This window comes from Mucilaginibacter sp., from assembly GCF_041088075.1.
Taxonomy (GTDB): Bacteria; Bacteroidota; Bacteroidia; order Sphingobacteriales; family Sphingobacteriaceae; genus Mucilaginibacter_A.
In genome coordinates, this window is record NZ_JBGCVY010000061.1 from 16,197 (window position 1) to 38,911 (window position 22,715).

General features: G+C 42.6%; 21 protein-coding genes. 16 read left to right on the top strand and 5 right to left on the bottom strand.

Features of this window, described 5'->3' with window-relative positions:
- Positions 1-38: 38 nt before the first annotated feature.
- The 9 genes from V5804_RS14865 to V5804_RS14905 all read left to right on the top strand — a co-directional run bounded on the left by V5804_RS14865 (position 39) and on the right by V5804_RS14905 (position 6,019).
- Positions 39-1,115, top strand: a complete 1,077-nt coding sequence (locus tag V5804_RS14865; protein WP_369592186.1) for a heme A synthase — start codon at positions 39-41, stop codon at positions 1,113-1,115.
- Entirely contained in the window at positions 1,105-1,962 is an 858-nt protein-coding gene (cyoE, locus tag V5804_RS14870; RefSeq protein ID WP_369592187.1) for a heme o synthase, read from the top strand. The genes V5804_RS14865 and cyoE overlap by 11 nt, the downstream gene beginning before the upstream one ends.
- 4 nt (positions 1,963-1,966) lie before the next feature.
- Positions 1,967-2,551, top strand: a complete 585-nt coding sequence (locus tag V5804_RS14875) for a heme-copper oxidase subunit III (RefSeq protein ID WP_369592188.1) — start codon at positions 1,967-1,969, stop codon at positions 2,549-2,551.
- Between the two features lie 19 nt (positions 2,552-2,570).
- Entirely contained in the window at positions 2,571-3,260 is a 690-nt protein-coding gene (locus tag V5804_RS14880) for a cytochrome c oxidase subunit 3 (RefSeq protein ID WP_369592189.1), read from the top strand.
- Between the two features lie 19 nt (positions 3,261-3,279).
- Positions 3,280-3,621: a cytochrome C oxidase subunit IV family protein gene (locus V5804_RS14885; RefSeq protein ID WP_369592190.1), complete on the top strand. Its 342-nt coding sequence runs from the start codon at positions 3,280-3,282 to the stop codon at positions 3,619-3,621.
- A gap of 47 nt (positions 3,622-3,668) precedes the next feature.
- Positions 3,669-4,328: an SCO family protein gene (locus tag V5804_RS14890; RefSeq protein ID WP_369592191.1), complete on the top strand. Its 660-nt coding sequence runs from the start codon at positions 3,669-3,671 to the stop codon at positions 4,326-4,328.
- A 3-nt stretch (positions 4,329-4,331) separates the two neighbouring features.
- Positions 4,332-4,925 carry a DUF420 domain-containing protein gene (locus V5804_RS14895; protein WP_369592192.1) on the top strand — a complete coding sequence of 198 codons (594 nt, stop codon included), beginning with the start codon at positions 4,332-4,334 and terminating at the stop codon, positions 4,923-4,925.
- Positions 4,926-5,030: 105 nt separating this feature from the next.
- A complete protein-coding gene (locus V5804_RS14900) occupies positions 5,031-5,306 on the top strand; it encodes a hypothetical protein (RefSeq protein WP_369592193.1) in 276 nt (91 codons plus the stop codon).
- Positions 5,307-5,359: 53 nt separating this feature from the next.
- Positions 5,360-6,019, top strand: coding sequence for a DUF2461 domain-containing protein (locus tag V5804_RS14905; RefSeq protein WP_369592194.1), 660 nt, complete (start codon positions 5,360-5,362; stop codon positions 6,017-6,019).
- 82 nt (positions 6,020-6,101) lie between these two features.
- Here V5804_RS14905 and rfbC read toward each other — a convergent pair whose 3' ends face one another.
- The 3 genes from rfbC to V5804_RS14920 are packed head-to-tail and all read right to left on the bottom strand — an operon-like array spanning position 6,102 to position 8,779.
- Complete coding sequence (gene rfbC / locus V5804_RS14910; protein WP_369592195.1) at positions 6,102-6,650, bottom strand: dTDP-4-dehydrorhamnose 3,5-epimerase; 549 nt, start codon at positions 6,648-6,650, stop codon at positions 6,102-6,104.
- The gene (locus V5804_RS14915; protein ID WP_369592196.1) at positions 6,647-6,955 is read right to left on the bottom strand and encodes a DUF4286 family protein; all 309 of its coding nucleotides are present in this window, start codon (positions 6,953-6,955) and stop codon (positions 6,647-6,649) included. Before V5804_RS14915 ends, rfbC begins: the two co-directional genes overlap by 4 nt.
- Before the next feature lie 21 nt (positions 6,956-6,976).
- Positions 6,977-8,779, bottom strand: a complete 1,803-nt coding sequence (locus V5804_RS14920) for a tetratricopeptide repeat protein (RefSeq protein WP_369592197.1) — start codon at positions 8,777-8,779, stop codon at positions 6,977-6,979.
- Positions 8,780-8,935: 156 nt separating this feature from the next.
- Here V5804_RS14920 and V5804_RS14925 point away from each other — a divergent pair, with 156 nt between their 5' ends.
- The 3 genes from V5804_RS14925 (at position 8,936) to V5804_RS14935 (ending at position 13,369) form a co-directional block, all read left to right on the top strand.
- The gene (locus V5804_RS14925) at positions 8,936-10,828 is read left to right on the top strand and encodes a prolyl oligopeptidase family serine peptidase (protein ID WP_369592198.1); all 1,893 of its coding nucleotides are present in this window, start codon (positions 8,936-8,938) and stop codon (positions 10,826-10,828) included.
- A gap of 190 nt (positions 10,829-11,018) precedes the next feature.
- Complete coding sequence (locus V5804_RS14930) at positions 11,019-12,680, top strand: sensor histidine kinase (protein ID WP_369592199.1); 1,662 nt, start codon at positions 11,019-11,021, stop codon at positions 12,678-12,680.
- The gene (locus tag V5804_RS14935) at positions 12,680-13,369 is read left to right on the top strand and encodes a response regulator transcription factor (protein ID WP_369592200.1); all 690 of its coding nucleotides are present in this window, start codon (positions 12,680-12,682) and stop codon (positions 13,367-13,369) included. Before V5804_RS14930 ends, V5804_RS14935 begins: the two co-directional genes overlap by 1 nt.
- A gap of 96 nt (positions 13,370-13,465) precedes the next feature.
- On the opposite strand, the gene V5804_RS14940 is transcribed toward V5804_RS14935, so the two are convergent.
- On the bottom strand, positions 13,466-15,064 hold the full coding sequence (locus V5804_RS14940; protein WP_369592201.1) for a carboxylesterase/lipase family protein: 1,599 nt from the start codon (positions 15,062-15,064) through the stop codon (positions 13,466-13,468).
- A 577-nt stretch (positions 15,065-15,641) separates the two neighbouring features.
- Here V5804_RS14940 and V5804_RS14945 point away from each other — a divergent pair.
- The gene (locus V5804_RS14945) at positions 15,642-17,996 is read left to right on the top strand and encodes a DPP IV N-terminal domain-containing protein (protein ID WP_369592202.1); all 2,355 of its coding nucleotides are present in this window, start codon (positions 15,642-15,644) and stop codon (positions 17,994-17,996) included.
- 113 nt (positions 17,997-18,109) lie between these two features.
- Here the strand turns inward: V5804_RS14945 and V5804_RS14950 are convergent, their stop codons facing one another.
- Positions 18,110-18,361 carry a DMT family protein gene (locus tag V5804_RS14950; protein WP_369592220.1) on the bottom strand — a complete coding sequence of 84 codons (252 nt, stop codon included), beginning with the start codon at positions 18,359-18,361 and terminating at the stop codon, positions 18,110-18,112.
- Between the two features lie 391 nt (positions 18,362-18,752).
- Here V5804_RS14950 and V5804_RS14955 point away from each other — a divergent pair, with 391 nt between their 5' ends.
- The 3 genes from V5804_RS14955 (at position 18,753) to V5804_RS14965 (ending at position 22,652) form a co-directional block, all read left to right on the top strand.
- Complete coding sequence (locus V5804_RS14955) at positions 18,753-19,982, top strand: glycoside hydrolase family 5 protein (protein WP_369592203.1); 1,230 nt, start codon at positions 18,753-18,755, stop codon at positions 19,980-19,982.
- Between the two features lie 303 nt (positions 19,983-20,285).
- A complete protein-coding gene (locus V5804_RS14960; protein ID WP_369592204.1) occupies positions 20,286-22,163 on the top strand; it encodes a glycosyltransferase family 2 protein in 1,878 nt (625 codons plus the stop codon).
- Between the two features lie 42 nt (positions 22,164-22,205).
- Complete coding sequence (locus V5804_RS14965; RefSeq protein ID WP_369592205.1) at positions 22,206-22,652, top strand: YbhB/YbcL family Raf kinase inhibitor-like protein; 447 nt, start codon at positions 22,206-22,208, stop codon at positions 22,650-22,652.
- Positions 22,653-22,715 lie beyond the last annotated feature (63 nt).

The window sequence follows — 22,715 nt, forward strand, 5'->3', positions numbered from 1 at the left end:
TTTTTTCCTACTAAATACCCTTAATTTTTAATAGTAAATTGAAATATTTTAATTCGGAAAAAAGGTTTCGGTCCATCAACCTGATTGCTGTAATTGCACTGTTTATACTTATTTTAGCTGGCGGGGTGGTAAGAAGTACAGGTTCTGGAATGGGTTGCCCGGATTGGCCTAAATGTTTTGGCAGGTATATTCCACCGGTAAAAGAAGCACAACTGCCTATTGATTACCGTACAAAATATGCTGAAATCCAGGTTAAAAAAAATACCCGTTTCATAAAAGTTTTGAATGCTTTTGGATACACCAGTTTAGCTTCAAAAATACAATCCCGAAATTCTATAAATGGCCAGCAGCAGGAAGAATTTAATGTGGCAAAAACCTGGACTGAGTACATTAATAGATTAATTGGTTTCGTGACAGGAAATATTCTTTTGCTAACAGCAGCATACTCTTTTTACTACTGGAAAATTAGTAAGCGCATAGTTTTGTTAAGCCTGTTTAACCTTTTCTTGGTCGGGTTTCAAGCCTGGATCGGTTCTATCGTAGTTTCTTCAAATTTGGTCCCCTGGATTGTAACGGTACATATGTTAATTGCATTTGCTATTTTGGCTATCAGTATTTACACCTGGCACAAAGCAAGAATGATCAAAGCAGGCAAAAAAGTTTCCGGCAAAGCATGGGTAGTTGTTGCAGCTTTTTTTGCATTGGTACTGGATATTGTACAAATCTCGGTTGGAACCGAAGTGCGGGAAAAAATTGACGAATATGCGGCAAGGCTACAGGGAAATTTCAGGCAGGAGTGGGTCAACGGGGCGGAAAAAATTTTATTCGACCACAAAAATTTAGCTCTGCTGGTGATTGTGGTTAACGTGTTGTTATTTATGCTGATCAGGAAAACCTACGTAAAAAGCTCAGTTCAACAACAATTAATGAGTACAAGCTTTATCATTATTACATTACAAGTTTTTGCAGGGGTTGCATTGGCTTATTTAAGTTTGCCTCCGATTGCACAAGTTGCGCACTTATTTTTGGCCAGTTTGTTGTTTGGCACACAGTTTTATTTATTGCTGAATTTATTTGAAACAGCAGAAACGTCAGGAGCGAAGTATGGTATTTAGCGATTTTTCCAAGCTGATTAAATTTCGTCTTACGTTTCTGGTCGTATTTTCTGCCTCTATTTCTTTTTTAATTGGTAGCAAAGTCAACGGTGAAATCATTTGGAAAAACTGGGGCTTGTTGATTTTAGGAGGGTTTTTGGTTACCGCGGCAGCCAATGGATTTAACGAAATCATCGAAAAAGACTTAGACAAACTGATGCGAAGGACAGCCGACCGGCCTTTGCCATCGGGCAAAATGACCAACGGGCAAGCTTTGGTCCTCAGCCTTTTTATGGGCATTGCCGGAACCTACATTTTAGGAAGTTTAAACTTAACCACAGGCTACTTATCGGTATTTTCTATTTTTTTGTATGCCTTTATTTATACGCCTGCCAAAAGAAAATCCCCTGTTGCTGTTTTTATCGGTGCAATTCCGGGCGCACTGCCTCCACTGATTGGTTATGTAGCTGCCCATCCCAAAATTGATTATATTGCTTTGGTTCTGTTTGGAATACAGTTTGTTTGGCAGTTCCCGCATTTTTGGGCTATTGCCTGGGTGTTGGATGACGATTACAAATTGGCAGGTTTTAGATTACTGCCCACAGGAAAGCGGGATGCAACAAGTGCCGTAATTGCTTTTGTGTTTACTTTAATCCTGGTTCCGGTAAGTCTTTTGCCAACATTTTATAATTTCGGCGGTTTATATGTTGGTGCAATATCATTAATTTCAAGCTTCGCTTTTTTATACTATGCTTTTAATTTAATGTTAAAGCAGGACATCGGTTCAGCGCAAAAACTAATGTATGCTTCTTTTTTTTACCTGCCCGTAGTACAATTAGCGTTATTATTTGATTTTGTTGGAAAATAAAGAAATGGCTCAGTCTGTTACCGATAACAAGGAAAAATTAAACCTTCAGCCTCAAAAGTTCAGCATGTGGCTGTTCATCATAACCTCGTTTATGCTTTTTGCTGCTTTTACCAGCGGTTTTATTGTGTACTCGCAAGGTTCAACAGATAAAGGGATTAAAATTATTTTGCCGCACGCGTTTATCTTTAGCACCATTGTTATTCTGCTAAGCAGTGTTACCATGTATATGGCTTTTCGTTCGGCAAAAAAATTGCAATACAATAAGCAAAGGCAGTACCTTTGGGCAACGCTTGGTTTAGGGCTTGCTTTTTTTTGCCTGCAGTTTTATGCCTGGAGTATTTTGGTAAAAATGGGCGTTTACTTGGTTAACCCAAACGCTTCACAATCTTTTATCTATATATTTACAGGTGTCCATCTCGTTCATATCCTTGTCGGCTTGATTTTGGTAATTAGCAGTTTAATAGGCAGCTACAAGAACAATCCACCGGTTAAAAATCTTTTTCGTTTAGAGATGACTTCCATATTTTGGCATTTCGTAGATATTTTATGGATATATCTTTATGTTTTTTTACTTTTGAATCAACAATAATTCTATACATATAACTTAGATGAGTACAACCTCCGTAGCACCTATCGATCAAATCAAAACCACACCCTGGGCAGGTGGCCGCTCTCCATTTTCGGTTGAATATGGAAAAATGATGATGTGGTTCTTTTTGCTGTCTGATGCGTTTACTTTTTCGGCATTACTGATAGCTTATGGTTCTTTGCGCTTTAGTGCAAAAGCATGGCCCATGCCTGATGAAGTTTTTCAATCCATTCCTTTTATAAAAGAACATGGCGCACCGTTGGTTTTTGTGGGCTTGATGACTTTTATCCTGATTATGAGTTCGGTAACGATGGTGCTTGCCGTAGAGGCAGGCCACAGGGGAGCTAAAAAGGAAGTGGCCGGATGGATGTTTTTGACGGTGATTGGTGGCCTCATATTTTTAAGTTGCCAGGCTTTAGAATGGACGCACTTGCACGAAGAAGGCGCCTGGTGGGGAAGCAACCCTTTTAAAAGTGCCACAGGATTGCCCACCGGGACAAACTTTACCAATCTGTTTTTTACTATAACCGGGTTTCATGGTTTTCACGTATTTACCGGCGTGGTCATCAATATCATTATCCTGATTAACGTTTTAAAAGGAACCTATGCAAAACGGGGCAGTTATTTGATGGTAGAAAAAGTAGGCTTGTACTGGCACTTTGTAGATTTGGTATGGGTTTTTGTTTTTACTTTTTTCTATTTGGTATAATTAATAAAATAAAAATATTATGAGCACAGAACCTTCCAATGTTCATCATGATGAAGATCATGAATCACTTTCCAAACACAAAATCTGGCAAGTGTTTTTTGTATTGCTTGGCATAACCGCCATCGAGTTTATTATTGCTTTATACTTGGTTCCGCACCATGTTTTAAAGCAGGGAATAGCAAACCCTGTTTACATCGTGCTTACTTTGGCCAAAGCATTTTATATCGTTGCTTATTTTATGCACTTGCGGTTTGAGAAAATTGGCATGGCCTACGCAATCCTGGTTCCTACTTTATTTATCATTGGTTTGATACTTGTTTTAACCAACGAAGGTAATTACTGGTTGCTGGCCAAGCATTAATGTTCAACGTTACTGCTGTCAAAAGATTTGTAATCCTGGTACTTATATTGATAGTACCAGGATTTTTATATTATTTACTTCAGGCCAAAGGAAAAAACCGCTACAAACCTTTGCCCATTTACGGCCCGAAACAAGTAGCAAAAACGTTTCATAAAGTAAGGGGAAAAGTAGTTTACGATACTATTTACCATCAGGTGCAGGATTTTAAACTGTATGATCAGGATGGCAAATTGGTTACCCGGCAAAGCTTAAAAGGCAAAGTTGTGGTCATGAATTTCTTTTTTACCCATTGCCCAACTTTATGCAACGAAATCAGCAAAAATGTGGCAGACTTGGCCGGTAATTACACCAAAAACAATATCCTGAAATTCGTTTCGATAACGGTAGATCCAGAAACAGATAAAGTGCCCGTTTTAAAAAATTACGCAAAAGCTTTAAAAGCAAACGACGGCCAATGGAAGTTTTTAACCGGCGATACCACCACGATTTATGGCCTTAGCCGAAATGGTTTGTTGCTCTCTGCCGTTAACGGAAAAAACAACCCGGAGAACTATGTTTACAGCGAAAAATTAGTTTTGTTAGATCAGGAGCGGCGGATTCGTGGTTATTATAACGGCACTTCTATCAACGAAATGAGCAAACTGAACGACGAAATAAAAGTGCTGATCGCAGAAGAACTACGCAACATAAAAGATAATTTATATTAAAAAATGCTGGTCAAAACCAACAACACGCAGGATAAGCTGATCTTCAGGATCATCATCGGCGTTTCGATATTTGTATTCGCGGTCGTTGTGATATTGATCCTGAAGGTGCTTCCGGTTTCTGCAACGTTGCCTTCGTTCACCTACAAACTGCCTCTAATCAACGCCTATTTAAACGGAACTTGCAGCCTGTTGCTTCTTTTATCGCTCTATTTTATCAAACAAAAAAATGTGGCGATGCACAAAAGGATCAACATTACGGCATTTGTCCTTTCGTCGTTGTTCCTGGTTTTGTATATCGTTTTCCATTACCTCGCCCCCGAAACCCGTTACGGTGATTTGGATGGAAACGGCATTGTTTCTGCCTCAGAAAAGTTAGCTGCCGGCAACCTGCGCTACGTTTATTTCGGAATTCTGATCTCGCACATTATACTCGCTGCCATCGTTTTGCCGTTAATCTTGTTTAGCTTCAGTTTTGCACTGCAAAACCAGATCGCCAGGCACAGAAAAATTGTCCGCTGGACGTGGCCTATCTGGTTTTATGTAACGGTAACCGGTGTAATAGTTTATATTATGATTTCACCTTATTACCAGTTTTAGCTTAAATTTGCAGAAAAAACCAGCGTTATTGCAATGCTTCTTTTACCACATAAAAATCAGGCTGTAACGGAAATTGCAACCATCAACCACAGAAAAATTAAAACGATGAAAAGTTTAAAAACAATATTTGCAGCGTTTGTGCTGATGCTGCTTTTCGTAAGCACACAACCTACTTATGCACAATGCGCCATGTGTGCGGCAAACGTAGAAACCTCGCATGGCAGCGGAAACAAACAGGCCGATGGCTTGAACAAAGGGATTATGGTTTTGCTGGCCGCGCCTTATTTGGCGGCTGCCGTAGTTGGTTACATTTGGTTTAAAAGGTTTAGGCGGAGGAATGTGGAACTGAACATGCGCAACGAAAAGCTCAACTTAAATTAAGCCAATACTTCTTTTACCACATAAAATTCATTGCCGATAGCCGAACATAGTAAATGATCAAACCGGAAACCTTTGATTTTTTAAAGCAATTAGTAGAAAACAACAACCGCGATTGGTTTCTGGATCATAAGGATTTGTACGAGCAGGCGCGCGAAAATGTAATCGGTTTTGCCGGAGAAATCTTAACGCTGCTTGCTAAAATTGACCCGATGGTTAATGCGGATACCGATCCCAAAAAATGTGTGATGCGGATTTACCGTGATGTCCGTTTCAGCAAAGACAAAACGCCTTACAAAAACAATTTCGGCATCAATTTTAAAACCGGCAACGGCAATGCCGAAATGGGTTATTATCTGCATATCCAACCGGTTGCTTCTTTTGCCGGCGGCGGGTATTGGATGCCATCGGCCGATCATTTGAAATCCATCCGCCAGGAAATTGATTACAACGGCGAAGCTTTAAAAAAGATTGTCAACGATGCTTCTTTTACCGATACTTTTTCAGCCTTCGATCAGCAGGACCAATTAAAAAACAACCCGAAAGGTTACGAGGCAGACCATCCAAATATCAACTTGCTCAAGTTGAAAAGTTATGCGGCCGTGCATCCATTATCTGATAAAGAACTGATGAAAAAAGATGCGGCAAACAACATTGCTGAACTTTTTGCCAAAGTTTGTCCGCTCAACAATTTCCTGCACCAGGCGTTGCAATAGTTGCTTTCTTAATAAATCAACACAAATTTTTAGGTGATAAAAGAAGCATCGCAACTTTAACGGTTAGGTTTTTGAACAAGCGCTAAAACGGACTTTTAAAATCGGTAAAAGTTGGTAAAATTTCATCTTTTGGCGAAAGCAAAAGCTTGGAAATATCCGTTTGCCAATCAATGTTTAAAGTCGGGTCGTTCCAAACCATGCCAATTTCTGAAGCTTTGTCGTAATAGTTGGTTACTTTATACGTAAAGATAGTATCGTCTTCCAAAGTAATAAAACCGTGCAAAAAACCGGGCGGAACCCAAAATTGTTTGTGGTTTTCCCCGCTCAGTTCCACCGTTAGATACTGGCCAAAAGTAGGCGAGTTTTTACGGATATCAACCGCTACATCCAAAACCCGGCCTTGCAAAACACGCACTAATTTTCCTTGTGCAAAAGGATCGGCCTGCCCGTGCAAACCGCGCAACGTTCCTTTGGCAGAAAACGATTGGTTGTCCTGCACAAAAGTGGCATCAATGCCGGCTTCGCGGTATTTTTTTTCGTTATAGCTTTCGTAAAAATAGCCGCGGTCGTCAGGGAAAATGCGCGGTTCGATAATTTTTAAACCTTCAATTTTGGTGTCGGTAATATTCATTGTTCGTTGATGAGTTTCATGGTTGAATTAAAGGTAACCAATTGGTTGGGAAATGCTAATTGATGCGCGCTTTCAATCTGCGGCGCGTACAAACTTTGGTAAGATTGCAGGGATGAAATTTCATTTGTACGAAACTGGACACAATAAGTTAAGCCTTCATTTGGCGAATCTGTTACTTGCAACAATTGGCAGGACTGGAAAAAACCTGTTTCCAAAACAGCCGGAATAAACTCGGTTTGAACGTAGTTTAACCATTCCTGCTCCAAGGTTTCTTCAATCAAAACCGTAATATTATAAATGAACATGGCGTAAAACTATGGTTTTTATCAGGAACTTGGCACCGCATCGCCGCGCAAAGCCCTGAATTTTTTCCGCGCCTCGCTGATCCATAAGCTGGAAGGATAATCGGTAATGATTTTTTGGTACAGTTGCTGGGCTTTGGCTTTGTCGTTCAGCCGGTTTTCGTACAAATCGGCCATCATAAAAACAGCATCATCGGCCCAAAGTTCGGTTGGATGATCGGCCACAATTTTTTGCAAAGGCGTAAGGGCGGCGACATACTGTTTTTGCTGGATAAAAATGCGTGCCTTGGCCATCAAAATATCATCGGCCAAAGTATTGTTTGGGTAAACGCGGTCAATGCTGTCCAGGGTTTTTAAAGCGCGGTCGGTTTGCTCTTTATAGATCAAAAAGTCGGCGCGGGCATACATTTTCAGCGCATTTCCGGTAGAATCAAAAGCCGTGTTATCGGTAATTAAAAGTGAAAGATTTAAAGCATCGTTGGCAATCAGTTGCGAAGTTGCCGCTTTCAGCACATCCAATTGTGCTTTTGCCCAGGTAAAATCGCCGGTAAAATAAGCCAGATGTGCGTTGCGGTATTTGGCTTCCTGCGCAATATTGGTGTTGGGGAACCCTTTTTCAACCTGACTGTAAAGCAAAGTTGCTTCCCAAGGTTCGTTGTTCAACAGGTAAACATCGCCCAAATCCATTTTGCAATCGGCCAAAAGGTTTTGTTGCAGGTCAGGGATTTGCACGGCCTGCTCCAATAACTTCTCAGCTTCGGCTGTTTTGTGCAATTTAAAAGCCTCGAGCCTGGCCAATTTTTGCATGGCAAAAGCAGTATTGCTGTTGCGCCCAAACTCCGTTAGCAAATCCTGGTAATCTTTTTCCAGACTAACCAAATCCTGCTGCTGGTATTTGCCCGAAGTAACTTTTAAATTTTTGGTGTTGAGGATTTCGATCCGTGCCGGGATGTAATATTCGCGCTCTTTTCCTTTCGAGATCACAAACTCATAACCGCGGATGGCGGCATCGTAAGCTTCGTTGCTGTTTAACATTTGGCAAAGCTGAAAAACCTGCTCGCCATTGTCTTTCTGGCGTTTTGAAAGCGCAATTACCTGGTTTAACGCCAGTTCGTACTCTTTTTGCTGCAAATATTGCCAGGTGAGCAGTTGCGTAAAAACGATGGCCTGCGGGTTTTTCTGGATTTTGTCCAACAGCAAACCTTTAAACGTTTCGTAATCTGCCGGGCCGTCAAACTGGTTGGCGATGTTGTTTTGGGCCTGGTACAAATAATCCGGGTTAGAAGTCAGAATGTTCAAATATTCGGCCGCCATTTGCATTTTCTCGCGCCGAAAGCGGTACATGCTGATCAACGGCATCGAGAACAACTGGTCATTGTGCAACAGCGCGCGGCCTTGCAAAAAAACCCTGATGGTATAATCCGTATTGCCGGCCTGGTACAATTGGTTTGCAATCATCGAAATTTGGCCTTCGTCTGCCGGTAAATTTTTCAGGATGTCTTTATAAACCGCTTCGGCTTTTGGCGCTTCGCCTTTTTCTGTGTAGATATTGGCCAGCATAATGGTATAATCCACATTGCCAGGATGTTTTTTGATCATTTTTTTGGCGAGGCTTTCGGCTTCGTCCAGTTTTTTCAGACTGAGCAGGCTGTAACAATAAGGTTTAAAATACGTTTCGTTGTCCTGTTTGTACAGTTTCTGGTAAAGCTGGCTGGCTTTGTCTTTTTCTCCGGATGCCGCATATTGCCTGGCCAGCAGCACATCATCAGATTGCGCTACGGCAGTTAAAAAGAGACACGAAAAAAGAAGGGATAAAAACAGCTTCATACCAATCAAAAATAAACTAATTATGAGTTTAAACAAAGTTATGCCGGAAATAAGCCAGCCCGGCAGGTGTAAAATTGTGATGACAGAGGGTTTAATTCTGGCTTAATTTCTAATTTAACCCAATCAAATTATTCGGATACAGTTTCCTAAAACCTGATGAGAAGGCTTTATTGGTTGTTTGTTTTTTGTGCGGTTACGGTTGTTTTTAACGCGTGCTACAACAATAGTGTCAGAAAAATCCCGGTAATCAGTTTTTTTAAAACGCCCGAAAAAACCGCTTTTCACATCTCGCCCAACGGGCAATACATTTCTTATTTAAAGCTTTACCAAAATAAGCTTAATATTTTTGTGCAGAACATTGTCGATGGCAAAGAAAGCCGCATTACTTCTTTTGCCGATTATCCGGTAAAAGATTATTTCTGGAGCCTGAACAACGAACTGGTTTTTAACAAAGACCTGACCGACCTGAACCAATACCAGCTTTTTGCGTTGAACATGCAAGACATGAAACCCAAAAAGCTGCTCTCACTATCTAAAGTGCGCTTGCGGTTATTAAGCCGGAACCAGGCAGACAAAGACTGGATTAATATCGTGATGAACAAGCGCGATTCGGCCACTTTTGATGTTTACAATTTGAATGTGCAGACCGGCGAACTGAAGCTGTACATCAAAAACCCGGGCAACATTACCGAATGGTACCCAGCTTCGGAAGGCACGATCCGTTTGGCCAAAGCTTCGGATGGCGTGAACGAAACGATTTTGTTCCGGCAAGACGATGCACATCCTTTTAAGCCCATCATCAGCAACAATTTCCGTAATTCGGTTACGCCTGTTGCTTTTACACAAGCCGGCGGCAACCATTTTTATGCGCTCTCCAACTTAAACCGCGACAAAATGGCTTTGGTGGAGATTGATGCTGTAACCGGTAAAGAAGTGAAAATGATCCTGGATCAAAAAACGGCCGACATTGGTGAAGTTAATTACTCCAGGAGCAAACATCGTTTGGATATGGTTGGCTGGGAGGAGGCGAAGCCAAAACATGTTTTTTTGAATAAAGAAATGATGGGTATTTACGATGACCTTTCGCAGCTTTTGCCCGATCAGGAAATTAAGATTATTGACCGCGATACTTCTGAAAATAAACTGCTGATCAGCACTTACACTGACCGAAGCCCGGGTTCTGTTTATTTGTATGCAGCCGACAGCAAAAAGCTAACCAAGCTGACCGATTTTAATACCGATATTAAACCGGAGGAAATGTGCGCCATGAAACCAATTTCTTACAAAGCCCGTGATGGTTTGCTGATCAATGGTTATTTGACTTTGCCCCAAACGCCTTATCAAAATGATTTGCCGGTGGTGGTGATGCCGCATGGTGGGCCATGGAGCCGGAATAGTTGGGGCTACAATGCCGAAGTACAGTTTTTGGCAAACCGCGGTTACGCTGTTTTTCAAATGAATTACCGGGGTTCTACCGGTTATGGCAAAGCGTTTAAAAGTGCCGGTTTTAAAGAAGTGGGCGGCAAAATGCAGCAAGACATTACCGATGGAGTAAAATGGCTGATCGCCAATAATATTGCAAACCCTAAAAAAATAGCCATTTATGGCAATGGTTTCGGCGGCTTTTCGGCTTTGTATGGTATTTCTTTCAATCCCGGTTTGTACCAATGCGCGGTGGTGCAGTACGGTTTAATCAACTTTTTTACCTATATAAAAGATGTACCGCCGTTTTTGAAACCTTATCTTAGCATGACTTACGAAATGGTAGGCAACCCCGAAAAAGATGCAGATATGCTGCGCGCTATTTCCCCGGTTTTTCATACGGATAAAATCAAAGCGCCCTTACTGATCTTTCAGGGCGCAAAAGACCCGCGGGCAAACATCAGCGAACTGAACCAGTTTGTGCGCGATTTGCGCAGCCGCGATGTAAGTGTAAAATATGTGCTGAAGGAAAATGAACGCTATTTTTTCAAAAACGAAAACAACCGTTTGGAAATGTATGGCGAGATTGAAAACTTCCTGGAATCGAACCTGAAAAACAAGAAGTAAAAGTCGGTTTAAATTTGTACAAAAAAACCACGATGCTTCTTTTACCCTATAAAAATTGGTGGATGAATCAACCTAAACAAATTTAAAAACCAATTGCCCACCAATTTTTAGGTGATAAAAGAAGCATGGAAAGCTTGATAAATAAATTTTAAACAGTTTCTGAAAAATTTAAAATAACTACCTTGACTGAATGAAAGACAAAAGGGCTTACCGGAAAAATTTTTTACTGGTCTCGGCTTTTGTGGTCCTCATTTCGGCCTTCGTCATTGTGATACTTCTTTTAGCCTACAAATTAACGCGTGGTTATGTGGAGAACGAGTTTGTTTCGCAAAAGGTGAACGTGCTGGAGCAAACCATTAAACCGTACAACAATTTCTTTCAAAACAAAGTAGCCGAAATCACTTCTTACGATGGTTTTCTCAATGTAAAATCGGCCTCTGATTATTCCGGCTCGGTTTTCAGCAATTTCCCATTTGTAAAAAAAGTAACTTTTTACGATCTGGCCATCAGCAACAATCGCAAAAACTATACGTTGCGCACCAACAACCTCAGCATCACCATCAAATCCGTTTGTGATTTTTCTCCCGATAAAGCCAATCCTGACCGGGTTTTCACTAAGTTGCTGCCGAAAAACAAGATCAACAATGCTGATTTTAACCAGATGGCTTTGCAATTGTCGGCTTTTGTGGGCGATGTGGACACGGCAAAGATCAGCAATCCGGGTATTGATGTGCGCAAGGTTTTTTACAATATCCAACACAATAAAATCACTTACTTAAATATTCCGCGGCGGCAGGAACTCAAAATTTATAAAGAATTGCTTAACGTAAAAGAGCCGGTTTCTACTTACCAGCAGGATATGCTCACGTTTTACCTGGATCCGTTTGCTTTGAAAATCCGAAATACCAACCCGGGTTTGTACCAATCCATCACCATCCGGCCTTTAGTTTACGATCAGTTGGACAACGATCAGGAAAAAGTGGTTACCGAAATTGCTTTTCCTGGCGCTTTTTCGGATTATAAACTTTATTTCCGTACCGATAAGCGTTTTTTTATGCACGAAATCATCCAGCGTTTTTTGCCGATTGCTTTTGGCGTGCTGATGGTTTATTTTTTCCTGCTGGTGATCGCGCTGCTCATTTACCGCAACCTCAACGTAAACCTGAAAGTGTTTAAGCTGCAATACGATTTCATCAACAATTTTACGCACGAATTTAAAACGCCGGTAAGCGTGATCAAGATTGCCGGATCGAACCTGCAGAGCAAAAACGAACTGAGCGAAAGGCAGCGCATCCATTACGGCAAAATTTTGAACGAAGAAGCCGACAAGTTGAACGAACTGATGAACAAGCTGTTATCGTTTACGCAATTGGAAAATAAATCCATCCGGGTAAAAAGCGAGCAGGTTGATTTGGAGGAGTTTACCAAAAGCCAGATCGGTTCTTTTAAGATTAAATACCCGGCTTTCAATATCAGTTATGCCATCGAAAAAGTGGATACTTTTTTTACCGACCCAATTTTGCTGGGAAGTGTTTACCAAAACATGATGGAAAACGCTTACAAATATTCGCCGCCCGACCGAAAAGAATTGGCCATAAAAATTGAAAAACATAAAAAAGGCGTTACCTTTAAATTTAAAGACCAGGGCATTGGTATAGACCAGGCCGAACTCGACAATATCTTTAAAAAATTTTACCGGGTACAAAACCAATACAACCAAAACGGAAGTGTTGGCCTTGGGCTTGCTTTTTGCAAAGAACTGGTTAATTTTATGCACGGAGAAATCAGTGTTAAAAGCAGCATTGGCAAAGGTTCCGAATTTGTGGTTACACTTCCTTATGAAAATCAATAATGGGTAAAGAAATTAAAATTGCACTGGTAGAAGACGATGAAAACCTGCGTTTTCTGGTTGCCGAACGTTTGGAAGCCGAAGGTTACACGATTTTGGAAGCGGCGGACGGGCTATCCGCAGAAAAAATGATTTTGGAAGAACAGCCGGATATTGTGCTGTTGGACTGGATGCTGCCGGGCAAACAAGGATCAGAAGTTTGCGAGGAAATCCGCAGCAAAGGTTTTGATAACCTGGTGATTATGATGACGGCCAAAGCGCAGGACGTGGATAAGATTGAAGCGTACAATGTGGGCGTCTCGGATTACATCACCAAACCGTTCAGCATGGATGTGCTTACCGCTTTGATCGAAAACAAAGTACGCTACAAGTTGAGCAACGACAAGGCGGAAACCTACAAGTTTGCCAACATGGAGCATCAGCCCAACACGCATACGCTGATTAAAGAAGGCAAAAAGATCGAACTGACCATTTTGGAAAACCGGATTTTGCTCTACTTTTTGAAAAATAAAAACAAAGTTATCCACCGGGAAGAACTGATGATGGAAGTTTGGGGCTACAACGCCGACGTAAACACCCGGACTTTGGACATGCACATCGTCCGCCTTCGTAAAAAGATCGAAGAAAACCCGGACTCGCCGCAGTTTTTGCAAACGGTTAGGGGGATTGGGTATAAGTTTGTGTTGGAGTAGGAGCGGAGGAATGCTTCTTTTATCGGGGTAAATTTAGCTTGGCAGATGCTGTTTTTATCACCACTGATTTTTTGCCGATAAAAGAAGCATCCACTCTTATTTCGAATATTCCTTCTCCAAAAACAAATAACGGGCGCGGTCCTGTTCCGGCTTTAACTGGCTGTTCACATCAATATTCATGAAATAAACCGGGTTGTTGCCTGTACTTGGCGTCCATTTTGGCAAGTTTCCACCATTTGGGTTGCCGGTTTTAACAAAGTTGGCAAAGTACGAAAGCATGGTTTCCGAAACCTGTTCGTCGTCTTTTGTCCAGGCATAAACTTTATTGTACGGCAAATTGCCCAAAGCATATTCAATTTCCGTAGCGTGTGCTGCGCCAACCATCGGTTTGGGCATTGTGCTGGAAGCCGGATTATCAGTTTGGCTAACAGCAGCGGGGCGCGGGTGCGAAAAGATGTAACGGTAAACGGGTTTGGTGCTGGTTTTAGTTTGAAAATCAGCCCATTTCCAAGTGCTAAAAGCTATAAAACGATCGCTGGCCAAAGCCGTTGCCGAACGGATAACTTCTTCCTGGTTTGCGCCCGGATAAAACTTTAAAACTTCATCCGCGCGCTCGCCGTAAAGCTGTTTCAACTTGTTTTTGTAATTTTCCGGGGTTGGCGCTTCCCCGCCCATTAAACCCTGGTAAGAGGATTCGGCCGAATTCCAGCCCATTAAAAGCGGAACGTGCGCCTGTTTTCCTGCCGCAAAAATAGCTGCCGGTGTTTCGGGCAAAAAGTAACCGTCAATCGTTCCGGCAACACTAAACGCGCCTGGCTGCCCGGTTGCTTCCAACAGTTTTTCGGCTGGCATAGCACGCAGTTCGGCCAGAGTTTTTGCGTTCACTTTTTCTGCAAAAGCAAGGCCTCTTTGCTCGCCTTCGGCTAAGGTGATTGGCGTAAATGTTGGTTTGATCATCGCACCGCTTTCGCCAATGGCACCGGCAATCAGTTTTTTAGACAAAGGCGAAGCCATTTGTGCAAAAACAGAAATAGAACCTGCCGATTCGCCGCCGATGGTGATTTTATTTGGATCGCCGCCAAAAGCAGCAATGTTTTGTTTTACCCAACGCAAAGCCGCGTTCTGGTCCAGCAAACCGTAATTCCCGGAAGCATGGTGCAGCGATTCTTTTGTTAATTCCGGGTGCGCCATAAATCCGAAAACGCCCAAACGGTAACTTAAAGTAACGGCAACAACACCTTTTCGGGCCATCGCTTCGCCATCGTAGCGGCCTTCCGAACCATCGCCTCCTACAAAACCACCGCCGTAAAAATAAACCAGTACCGGCAATTTTTGCTTGGCTGATTTGGCCGGTGTCCAAACATTCAAATACAAGCAATCTTCACTCATCCCGTTCGAGCGGAAAACCATATCGCTAAAAATTGGCCTTTGCATGGCGCGCGGGCCAAAATGGTCTGCTTTGCGTATGCCGGTCCAGTTTTTTGCCGGTTGCGGTTCTTTCCAGCGTAAATCCCCAACTGGCGGCGTGGCAAAAGGAACGCCTTTAAAACTGCGTATGCCGGAGCTTTCGGTAGTGCCTTCCAGCGTTCCATTTGCCACTTTTACGCGGTTTGATGTATTGTTTTGTGCATTGGCCTGGGCACAAAGCACAAAAGCAATTACGGGCGTCAGCAAAAAGGAATAAATACTTTTCATTAAATCAGGTTTTAGGTTGATGGAATAGCATCAGCACAACAATTGTTTTGTTGAATTGGATTGTGGTGCGAACAAATATAAGTTTCTATTTTAATTGTTTTTTAAGATTTGAAAAGCATATATAACGTTGATGCTTCTTTTATCGCCTAAAAATTGGTGCGTTTATGTTTTGTCATGCCGAAATCTTTTCGGCATCCCATTAGCAAGGTTTCGACCAGTCAAGAGGGATCCTGAAACAAGTCCAGGATGACTAACGGCAATGCTTCTTTTACCGCCTAAAAATTGGTGCGTTTATGTTTTGTCATGCCGAAATTTTTTCGGCATCCCATCAGCAAAGTTTCGACTTTGGAAGAGGGATCCTGAAACAAGTCCAGGATGACTAACGGCAATGCTTCTTTTACCGCCTAAAATTAACATTAGTAATTTCTCCATTCACCCAAACAAAAAATTATACCGATAAAAGAAGCATCGGGTTTATCCTAAACTTGTTACAGCATTTTTAAGCCTTTTGCAAAAAGCAATCCTTTATTCGTTTACTTTCACCCAAAATAGTGATCTTGCAATAGTAATCTAATATATGAACAAGCTTTTACGTTCCGGGATTTTAGTTTTCGGCTTAACATTAGGAAACGGGTTTGCTGCGATCGCCCAGCAAGTTAACGCGTCGGCTTTAACGGCCAGTGATTATGCATGCGCCGAAAAAATGATGGCCTACAATACGGCGCCGCTGGTAGATTATGCCAGCGTTCGGCCAAACTGGATCGGGAACAACCAGTTTTGGTACCGCGTTTTAACGCCGCAAGGCAGCCGGTTTATGTTGGTTGATGCCGTTAAAAAAACGCGTGCTGCCGCTTTTAACCAGGAAAAACTGGCTGCTTCGCTTTCATCGGCAACCAGAAAAACTTACCAGGCAAACAGGCTTCCTTTTCAAAGTTTTAGTTTTTCGGATGATGAAAAGTCCATCATTTTCAAAGCAGACGGGAAACAATGGAAGTGCGATCTCGCTACTTATCAATGCGTTGCAGATAATTCATTGGTAAAAAAAGCATCAAACAATGAAAGCGGGCAGCAGGCATCCGGTAACGAAATTATTTCTCCGGATGGAACAAAAGCTGCTTATATTAAGGATTATAATTTGTGGGTGCGAAACATCAACACCAAACAGCAAACGCAACTAACCACCGATGGCGTAAAAGATTACGGTTATGCAACGGATAACGCCGGCTGGAAACAAAGCGAAAGCCCGGTTTTGCTTTGGTCGCCCGATTCTAAAAAGATTGCCACTTTTAAGCAAGACCAGCGCAAAGTAAGCGACATGTATTTGGTAAGCACCAACGTAGGCAAACCAACTTTAAAAGCCTGGAAATATCCGTTGCCGGGCGATTCGGTGATTGCGATGATCGAGCGCGTGATTATCAATGTGGATCAACCCAAAGTAATCCGCTTGCAAATTCCTGCCGATCCGCATCGTGCCACTTTAAGCGATGATATTTCGAGCGGCGGAAGTTTTGACGATGTGGACTGGAACGCAGACGCTTCACAACTGGCTTTTGTTTCTACTTCGCGCGACCATAAAGATGAAAAAGTGCGTATCGCAAACGCCGAAACCGGAGATGTGCGGGAAGTTTTTGAAGAAAAAGTACCTACGCAATTTGAATCCGGGCAAGGGGCGATCAACTGGCGTTATCTGGCCAAATCCAACGAAATAATTTGGTATTCGGAACGTGACAACTGGGGACATTTGTATCTGTACAATGCCTCGACCGGAAAGCTGAAAAACCAGATCACGAAAGGCAATTGGGTAGTAACCAAGCTGCTAAAAGTGGACGAGAAAAAGCGCGAACTGTATTTTATGGCTGATGGATTGGAAGCAGAAAACCCGTATTTCAGCCAGTTTTGCAAAATTGGTTTTGATGGAAAGCATTTCGCCATATTGACTCTGGAAGCAGGAAATCATACCGTTACTTTCTCGCCCGGAAACAATTATTTTGTTGATAGTTATTCCAAACCAAATGTTCCGCCGGTTATGGTTTTGCGCGATTTAAACGGCAAATTATTGGTGGATTTAGAGAAAGCGGATGTATCAAGGTTGGTTGCTTCAGGCTGGCACGCGCCGATTCCGATCACCATAAAAGCACACGACGGCAAAACGGATTTGTACGGTTTGATGTTTACGCCAAGCAATTTAGATGCACAAAAGAAGTATCCCGTGGTAGATTATATTTATCCGGGGCCGCAGGGCGGCAGCGTTGGCAGTTGGTCTTTTGCCGCTTCCAGGGGCGATAACCAGGCATTGGCAGAATTGGGTTTTATAGTGGTCGAGATCGAAGGCACGAGCAACCCGCTGCGTTCCAAGAGTTTCCATGATATGAGTTACGGCAATATGTCCGAAAATACGTTGCCCGATCAGGTTTCCGGCATCCAACAATTGGCGCAAAAGTATCCTTATCTGGATTTGAACAAAGTTGGCATCTGGGGACATTCGGGCGGCGGATTTGCCACAGTGGCGGCCATGTTCCGCTACCCGGATTTCTTTAAAGTTGGCATTGCCGAATCGGGCAACCACGATAACCGCAATTACGAGGACGATTGGGGCGAACGCTACGACGGTTTGGCGGCCAATTCGGATTATGCGGCCCACGCCAACGAAACCTACGCCAAAAACCTGAAAGGCAAACTGCTGCTTGCCCACGGTTTGATGGACGACAACGTGCCGCCAAGCAACACGCTATTGGTTGTTGATGCCTTGATCAAAGCCAATAAAGATTTTGATTTGGTGGTTTTTCCCAACAGCAGGCACGGTTACGGCGAGTTTTCAAATTACATGACACGCCGCCGCTGGGATTATTTTGTGAAGAATTTGTTGGGTGCCACACCTCCGCAGCAATATGAGTTAAAGGGGAAGATGGATCCGAGGAATGCCGGGCAGTAAAATCGGAAGGATAAAAATTGATTCAGGAAAAAGGCATGCTTCTTTTACCACTATATTTTTAGTGTTGAAGAAGCTGCAATCGGTGAAATCTTTTTTCAATCCTTAAAACATAACTACCACTTCTTAAAAATCACAAATACTGCGGCCACAATCAACCCAAAACCAACCAAGTGGTTCCAGCCCAGCTTTTCGGTTTTGAAAAACAGCAGCGTAAAAACCATAAAAACGTTAAGCGTAATGGCTTCCTGAATGGTTTTAAGCTGGACCAGATTAAACGGACCGCCATTTTCTTTAAAACCGCCTTCGTTGGCCGGAACCTGGAAAAGGTATTCAAAAAAAGCCAAACCCCAACTGATGACAATCACTGTAAACAAACCCCAATTTTTGCCTCAGGAATAATCTTTAAATTTGAGGTGGCCGTACCAGGCAAACGTCATGAAGGTTGTTGGAAATGAACAGGAACAAGCTTGTTTTTAAGCCGCGCATAGGTGGTTAAATGATGTGATTAGCAATCAGGGTATTTTTGATCATACTTTGTTTACCACTAATTTTTGATGGTTTTGGTTTGATTGTGGCAGCTGGTTTTTTGATTTTTGCCGATGCTGTTTTTACCGGCAATAAATTAGTGTTTTCTTTATCGTTTAAAAAGTGCAGTTTGTTAAATAAGTTGCACCTTTAAAAATGCTTTTCGGGCGTACCAATTTTTATAAATAGTTTTATCAACAGCAGCGGTTTGTGCTGCTCTATCAAAATATTATGATGCGTAATTGCCTGTCTTTTCTGCTGGTTTTCAGCCTTGCTTCATTCGGCTTAACAACATCGGCACAACAAAAATTCATCACCGTAAAAGGAAAGGAAATTATTGGCACCGATGGAAGGCCGATGCTGATAAAAGGCACCAACTTGGGCAATTGGATGGTGCCCGAAGGCTACATGTTTAAGTTTAAGGATGTTTCTTCGCCGCGGTTAATTAACGAAGCGATTACGGAAGCTATCGGCCCGGATAAAACCAAGGATTTTTGGGAGAAATATTTAAACAATTACGTTACCGAAGCCGACATCCATTATTTAAAAAGCACCGGGATGAACACCTTGCGCGTTCCTTTTAACTACCGGCTTTTTACCAACGAAACTTACCTTGGCGCAACGGATGAAAACCGTGGTTTTGCTTTGTTGGATAAGTTAATTGGCTGGAGCAAAAAGGAAGGAATTTACCTGATTTTAGATATGCACGCCGCTCCGGGCGGACAAACCGGCGACAACATTGCCGATGATTACGGCTATCCGTTTTTGTTTGAAAGCGGGCAAAGCCAGGCTTTAACTGTTAGCATCTGGAAAAAAATTGCTGCGCGTTACAAAAACGAACCGATTGTAATGGGTTACGATTTACTGAACGAGCCGATTGCCCATTATTTTGATACTGCTAAATTAAACCCGCTCCTCGAACCGCTTTATAAAAAAATTACTTCGGCCATTCGCACCGTAGATAAAAACCATTTGATCTTTTTGGGCGGCGCGCAGTGGGACAGCAATTTTTCGGTTTTCGGTCCGCCGTTTGATAGCAAATTGGTTTATACTTTTCATACGTATTGGACAGATGTGAAGCAGGAAGTGATTCAGAAATACATTGATTTTCGCGACAAATACAACGTACCGATCTACATTGGCGAAACCGGCGAAAACAAGGACGAATGGATCAAAGGTTTCCGCGAGTTGCTGGAAAAAAACAACATCGGCTGGAACTATTGGCCGTACAAAAAAATGGATGCTAAAAGCTGTATCATGCAGTTTAAGCAACCGGCCGGTTACGATTCGCTCATCGTTTACACCCAAAAACCATGTGCCACTTTTGCCGAAATCCGTAAAGCTGCGCCTGCTAACCGGGCTTTGATTGAGCAGGCTTTGAACGATTTGTTGAAAAATTGTTTGTTTGAAAACTGCACGCCCAACTCGGGTTATATTAATGGTTTGGGTTTGAAGGAGTAGGGTTGGTTTTTTGTTTTGGCTAAAGCCGTTCCTAAAAATTACAGATCCACGGCCTAAAGGCCGTGGCAATGAAACTATGTCAATTTTTATTTTCCCGATTACAATTTAATTTTTACAGGTTTTATTTCATTGCCACGGCCTTTAGGCCGTGGATAAAAAGCATTTGCATTGGCTTTAGCCAAACCATCAAACACAAATTTTACTGCATAAAAGAAGCATCAAAATAAAAAATACAACATCAAATTAAACCTTAACTATCGCACAAGCAAAAACATTTAAACAGAAATTGTAGTTTAGCAAACCATGAATGAAAATGACGCTAAACGAAGCATTACCGTTTTGATGCCGGTTTACAATCAGGCCCGTTTTATTGCCCGCGCTATCGAAAGCCTTTTGCTACAAACCTTTACCAATTGGGAACTGGTCATTATCAACGATGGTTCTACCGATAATTTGCAAAACGTTGTTGCCCCTTATCTCGCCGATCATCGTGTTCTTTATTTTGAGAATGAAGAAAATACCGGCCTCGGCGCTGCTTTAAACGTTGGTTTGGCAAAAGCGCAACATCATTTAATTGCTTATTTGCCTGCGGATGATATGTATTACAAAGAGCATTTGCAATCGTTGTTAGATCAACTCAATGAAAACCCGGAAGCTGTTCTGGCTTTTTCCGGAATCCGACATCATTACAACCGAACGGCAACCGGAAAGTTAGAAGGTTTTTGGCTGCAATTGGTGCAATGCCTTCACCATAAAACCGAAGACCGCTGGATGGAACGCCGGGAATTGGTTACCGATGATTTAGACCGCATGTTTTGGAACAAATTAGCCGTAAAAGGAGCATTCGTTGAAACCGGAAAAGTAAGTTGCGAGTGGGTTGATCATCCGCAGCAGCGTTACAAAATCATCCAGGAACCCATTGGCGGCATCAATCCATACAAGCTTTATTACAACGTCAAGCATCCGTTGCGTTTCCATACCACGATGGGAAATTATATTGATGAAGCCGGTTATTACCAGCCATTTCAGGAGAAACGCGCCGATGCTTCTTTTACCGGCCTAGAAATAGTATTGGTTGGCGAGTTGGCTTACAACGCCGAACGCGTGGTGGCGCTGGAAGAGCAAGGCCACAAATTATACGGTTTGTGGATGCGCGACCCGTATTGGTACAACACGGTTGGCCCGCTTCCTTTTGGCAACGTACAGGATATTCCATACGAAAACTGGCAGCAAACTTTGGCTGAAATTAAGCCCGATATTATTTATGCGCTGCTCAACTGGCAGGCCGTTCCCATTGCGCACGAAGTTTTAATGGCCAATACGGGCATCCCTTTTGTTTGGAATTTTAAGGAAGGTCCGTTTATCTGCCTTGAAAAAGGCACCTGGCCGCAGTTGATGGATTTGTACACCAAGTCCGACGGACAAATTTACACGAGTCCCGAAATGCGCGATTGGTTCCTCCAATTCTTGCCGAAACAATCCGCCGAGACTGCTCTGGTTTTAGACGGAGACCTGCCGAAAAAAGAATGGTTTAAAGAGGAACTGTCGCCGCAGCTTTCTGAGCAAGACGGCGAGTTGCATACCGTTGTTCCCGGTCGGCCAATTGGTTTGCATCCGCACACGGTGGTTGAACTGGCCGAATATAAAATCCACGTTCATTTTTATGGTGATTTTACGCACGGGCAATGGAAGGAGTGGATTATCAAAACCCAAAAAATGGCACCGGGCTTTCTGCACATCCATCCAAATGTAACGCAGCACAATTGGGTAAAAGAGTTTTCGCAATACGATGCCGGCTGGCTGCACTTTTTCAAGAGCGAAAACAACGGCGAACTGATGCGCGCCAATTGGGACGACCTCAATTACCCGGCACGTATGGCTACGTTGGCCACGGCCAGTTTGCCCATGTTGCAGCGGAACAATTCCGGTCATATCGTGGCCACGCAATCCATCATTCAAAACCTCGGCTTAGGTTTATTTTTTGATACGGCCGAAGAGCTAAGCAAGCAACTGCGCAACAAAGAACTGATGCAGCAACTGCGGCAAAACGTATGGCAAAAGCGGCTGTTGTTTTCGTTTGATGCGCATGTGGACGAACTCATCAGCTTTTTCAAAAAAGTAATCGCCAACAAAAAACTAGAGGTGATTGATGAAACTGCCAGCGCAATTTTTCACACTTAACATAAATTTTCAACCTTAATTTTATCCCTATAAAAGAAGCATATGATTTTAAAAAGCATTTTTGAACCGAACCAGGAATTTCCCGAATTATTTACCTGCCTGAGCGAAAACATCAACCCGCCTTTGTATTTCCACGACATCCCGGAAGGGACTAAAAGCCTAATTTTGAGTTTGGAAGATACCAATGCAACGCCCGTTCCCTGGATCCACTGGCTGCTGTTCAACATCCCGCCAACGGTTGCCGAAATCAAACAAAACGAAATCCCCGAAGGCGCAACCGAGGGTTTGGCCAACAACAAAAGCTTTGGTTACGAAGGCCCTTGTCCGAAATATTTCTCCGGAACGCACACTTATTTATTTACGCTTACTGCGTTGGATACGGTGCTGGATATTCCAAAAGCCTCCGACAAAATCGCGGTAGAAAAAGCTGCCGAAGGACACATCCTGGCAAAAACAGAACTGGTTGGTTTGTGTACATCCGACAAATAAACACCGATAAAAGAAGCATCAATGTTTTGTCATGCCGAACTTGTTTCGGCATCCCACTTAGAT

Bases quoted from the DNA above. Each gene is read 5' to 3' on its own strand.
- V5804_RS14895 (WP_369592192.1), top strand. From the start codon at position 4,332: ATGCTGGTCAAAACCAACAACACGCAGGATAAGCTGATCTTCAGGATC.
- rfbC (WP_369592195.1), bottom strand. From the start codon at position 6,650: ATGAATATTACCGACACCAAAATTGAAGGTTTAAAAATTATCGAACCG.
- V5804_RS14885 (WP_369592190.1), top strand. From the start codon at position 3,280: ATGAGCACAGAACCTTCCAATGTTCATCATGATGAAGATCATGAATCA.
- V5804_RS14920 (WP_369592197.1), bottom strand. From the start codon at position 8,779: ATGAAGCTGTTTTTATCCCTTCTTTTTTCGTGTCTCTTTTTAACTGCC.
- V5804_RS14945 (WP_369592202.1), top strand. From the start codon at position 15,642: ATGAACAAGCTTTTACGTTCCGGGATTTTAGTTTTCGGCTTAACATTA.
- V5804_RS14905 (WP_369592194.1), top strand. From the start codon at position 5,360: ATGATCAAACCGGAAACCTTTGATTTTTTAAAGCAATTAGTAGAAAAC.
- V5804_RS14880 (WP_369592189.1), top strand. From the start codon at position 2,571: ATGAGTACAACCTCCGTAGCACCTATCGATCAAATCAAAACCACACCC.
- V5804_RS14940 (WP_369592201.1), bottom strand. From the start codon at position 15,064: ATGAAAAGTATTTATTCCTTTTTGCTGACGCCCGTAATTGCTTTTGTG.
- V5804_RS14930 (WP_369592199.1), top strand. From the start codon at position 11,019: ATGAAAGACAAAAGGGCTTACCGGAAAAATTTTTTACTGGTCTCGGCT.
- cyoE (WP_369592187.1), top strand. From the start codon at position 1,105: ATGGTATTTAGCGATTTTTCCAAGCTGATTAAATTTCGTCTTACGTTT.
- V5804_RS14955 (WP_369592203.1), top strand. From the start codon at position 18,753: ATGATGCGTAATTGCCTGTCTTTTCTGCTGGTTTTCAGCCTTGCTTCA.
- V5804_RS14900 (WP_369592193.1), top strand. From the start codon at position 5,031: ATGAAAAGTTTAAAAACAATATTTGCAGCGTTTGTGCTGATGCTGCTT.
- V5804_RS14960 (WP_369592204.1), top strand. From the start codon at position 20,286: ATGAATGAAAATGACGCTAAACGAAGCATTACCGTTTTGATGCCGGTT.
- V5804_RS14875 (WP_369592188.1), top strand. From the start codon at position 1,967: ATGGCTCAGTCTGTTACCGATAACAAGGAAAAATTAAACCTTCAGCCT.
- V5804_RS14935 (WP_369592200.1), top strand. From the start codon at position 12,680: ATGGGTAAAGAAATTAAAATTGCACTGGTAGAAGACGATGAAAACCTG.
- V5804_RS14915 (WP_369592196.1), bottom strand. From the start codon at position 6,955: ATGTTCATTTATAATATTACGGTTTTGATTGAAGAAACCTTGGAGCAG.
- V5804_RS14965 (WP_369592205.1), top strand. From the start codon at position 22,206: ATGATTTTAAAAAGCATTTTTGAACCGAACCAGGAATTTCCCGAATTA.
- V5804_RS14925 (WP_369592198.1), top strand. From the start codon at position 8,936: ATGAGAAGGCTTTATTGGTTGTTTGTTTTTTGTGCGGTTACGGTTGTT.